This window comes from Vibrio sp. V42_P2S4T144 (assembly GCF_009904715.1).
GTDB lineage: Bacteria > Pseudomonadota > Gammaproteobacteria > Enterobacterales > Vibrionaceae > Vibrio > Vibrio alginolyticus.
Map to the genome: position 1 here is coordinate 1 of NZ_WXWS01000494.1, position 2,844 is coordinate 2,844.

Annotated in this window: 3 protein-coding genes; all 3 read right to left on the reverse strand. The window is 44.7% G+C overall.

Annotation, left to right across the window (positions count from 1 at the left end; translation table 11 throughout):
• Nucleotides 1–1,265, reverse strand: a 1,265-nt coding sequence (locus tag CAG68_RS16365) for a DEAD/DEAH box helicase (RefSeq protein ID WP_161441373.1), incomplete at its 3' end; no start/stop codon positions are given.
• Between the two features lie 170 nt (nucleotides 1,266–1,435).
• Complete coding sequence (locus tag CAG68_RS16370) at nucleotides 1,436–2,422, reverse strand: CobW family GTP-binding protein (RefSeq protein ID WP_017821090.1); 987 nt, start codon at nucleotides 2,420–2,422, stop codon at nucleotides 1,436–1,438.
• Nucleotides 2,423–2,485: 63 nt separating this feature from the next.
• A complete protein-coding gene (locus CAG68_RS16375; RefSeq protein WP_005375648.1) occupies nucleotides 2,486–2,749 on the reverse strand; it encodes a hypothetical protein in 264 nt (87 codons plus the stop codon).
• Nucleotides 2,750–2,844: the final 95 nt, after the last annotated feature.

A 2,844-nucleotide genomic window follows, 5' to 3' on the forward strand; every position in this document is an offset into this window, starting at 1 on the left:
CGCTTCACCATAGCAAGACGACGCTCTGCCGACCCTTGGTCTGTTGCCGACTGGTTCGGGTTATTACGACGACCTTGACGATTCTTAAACGCTGGTTTTGAGTGCAGCTTTTCAATGTAAGATTCACGCTGTTTTGGTTCATAGCCTGCAAGCTCAATACGGCGAATGCGTTGCTGGATTAGATTTTCAACCTGAACAACCGTGAGCTCTTCATCTCGATTTACAAATGAAACGGCATGACCTTGTTTACCTGCACGGCCTGTACGACCAATTCGGTGAACGTAATCTTCCGCTAGGAAAGGCATGTCATAGTTCACAACGTGAGGTAAATCTTCAATATCTAGACCTCGAGCAGCGACATCGGTAGCCACCATGACACGTGCTTTACCGGACTTGAACTCTTCTAACGCACGACGACGAGCACTTTGAGCACGGTCACCATGACAAACCACCGCTTTGATACCATCAAGTTTCAACTCTTTTACAACGTCGTTTGCGGTCTCTTTGTAGTTCACAAATACCAACACTTGTTTCCAGTTCTTACGACCAATCAGCTCCGAAAGCAGTTCCGTTTTTCGCTCTTGATCAACTGGATATAACACGTGAGCAACTGTCTGTGCTGTCGTATTCGCTCGCTCAACTTCAATACGCTTAGGCTTACGCAGGATATCTTTTGCTAACAGATTTAGTTGGCTCGAAGTCGTTGCAGAAAACATCATAATTTGCGGATCAGTATCCACATCTAGCATGATCTTACGTACTGCGTGAATAAAGCCCATGTCCAAGATACGGTCTGCTTCATCAAACACTAAAAACTCTAAGTGTGCGACCGAGACATTACCTTGTTCAATGTGCTCTTCCAATCGACCAGGTGTAGCCACTAGGATATCTACACCGTTTTCTAATGCCGTTACTTGAGAAGACATTTTACGGCCACCGAAAATCGCAGCCACCGACAGGTTCGTGTATTTCGTGTAAGCTTTGATGTTGTCAGCAATTTGTTCAGCAAGCTCACGAGTTGGAGCCAAGATAAGTGCGCGAGCAGTCTTACGAGAAGCGCTACGGTTACTGTCTAGCAACTGCTGAATCATAGGCAGAGAAAACGCAGCCGTTTTACCAGTACCTGTTTGTGCTGTAGCGAAAATATCATGGCCTTTGCGAGCCATTGGAATCGCCTTCTGTTGAATTGGCGTTAACTTTTCATAACCGCATTCTGCCAGTGCTTTAACCACTTCTGGCGCAAAACCTTGAGATGAAAATGACATTGAGCGTATTCCTTAAACAAACCACTAAAAATAGCTTTAAAAATTTAGCCGTGCACTATACCCGAATTTGAGTGATTTATCTCACTTTTCTCATTGAAATCCTACAAAAGAAAAAACGGTGAGCACAGATATATTAGTGGTTCACCGTTTTCGTTTAACCTTTGCGCGATTTAATGTTTGATGCCAGATAACTGAAGGAGAATTCGCTCAAGCTCATCCCATGGCAACAGCTGAGAATCTATCACTTCTAATCGTGATTCAAAGCCTTCTAAGCTGATTTCATTCACCGACACGACTCGGTTGGCAACATTAAACGCGTAACAACCTTGATCCGTATTGACCACTGCTTTAACACGCTCTGCGGTCAAGTCCGAAAGCATAGAGAAAAGCTTTTCAAAATCAAACTTATACTCTGCCCCAAACAACCACCCACAACTAAAATAACCCTGCCCTTTGTTCTCTTTGCGCACAAAGGCTTCACCAGGCGCCAATTGGAATTGAGGCTCTTGATGAGCGTGGTCATGATGATGTGACTCGATATGGGAAGAAGCGCTGCCGTAAACCCGCTCAATATCCAAGACTTCTATCGGCAACTCACCGTCATGAATAAGCTTACTGAATACTTTTGAAGGGGATTGGTCCGTCACCCAGTCATTAAACACATCAAGGTCGTGGCTGGAACATAGGTCAACCTTACTACCAATAACCACATCTGCACTGTCTAACTGGTCCACGAAGTTTTGGTTAGAAAGATACTTTTCATCACTTAAGTTACGCGGATCAACCAAGGCAATCGTCGCTTTAAGATCAACGTAAGGTTCATACTGCTGTGAGGTAAGCGTCGCGATAACCTGTTTTGGATGACCAAGGCCTGTCGGCTCAATCAATAAACGGTCCGGTTTTTGACGCAATAATGCGGTGATACCTACCGACATCGGCACACCCGCAGTGCAGCACATACAACCACCCGGCACTTCTTTAATCAGCGCGCCTTGGTCGGTCATCAATGCACCGTCGATGCCAATCTCACCAAATTCATTGACCAAAACCGCCCAGTTTTCTTTTTCCGGTTTGTTCTTCAGTAGATTTAAAATCGTGGTCGTTTTACCGACACCCAAAAATCCGGTCAGTATGTTGGTTGGTACTCGATTTGACATGCTTATCTCCGACACGTTAGTGCATTAATGCTCCAGCAAAGTATACGGAGAATGTGACTCGCTTCAACGCTTTTTATCGCACGCATCAAGCTCATTGCGTGATGCGTTGGAACACATTTTTCGAGCTTGTTTGGGTTGACTTATCAACTCTGAACGCTTCATATCAGACAGGTATCTACTGGTATAAATAACGCAAGTAAAAAACGCGATAATAGCGACTACGATGGGAAGAACTCCGAGCGTGTTTTCGAATTTAAGCGCAGCAATAGCCAACGCGAAAACAACGACAGAGATAAGTGCGATTGACTTACTTTTGTTGCTTTTCATAATAACTCGCCTTTCGTAAAGTTAGCCCCTAACACCTCCTGTACTAGAGGAATGCCAGTTTGAACAACATCCAACCTGACTATTCAATGCTACTC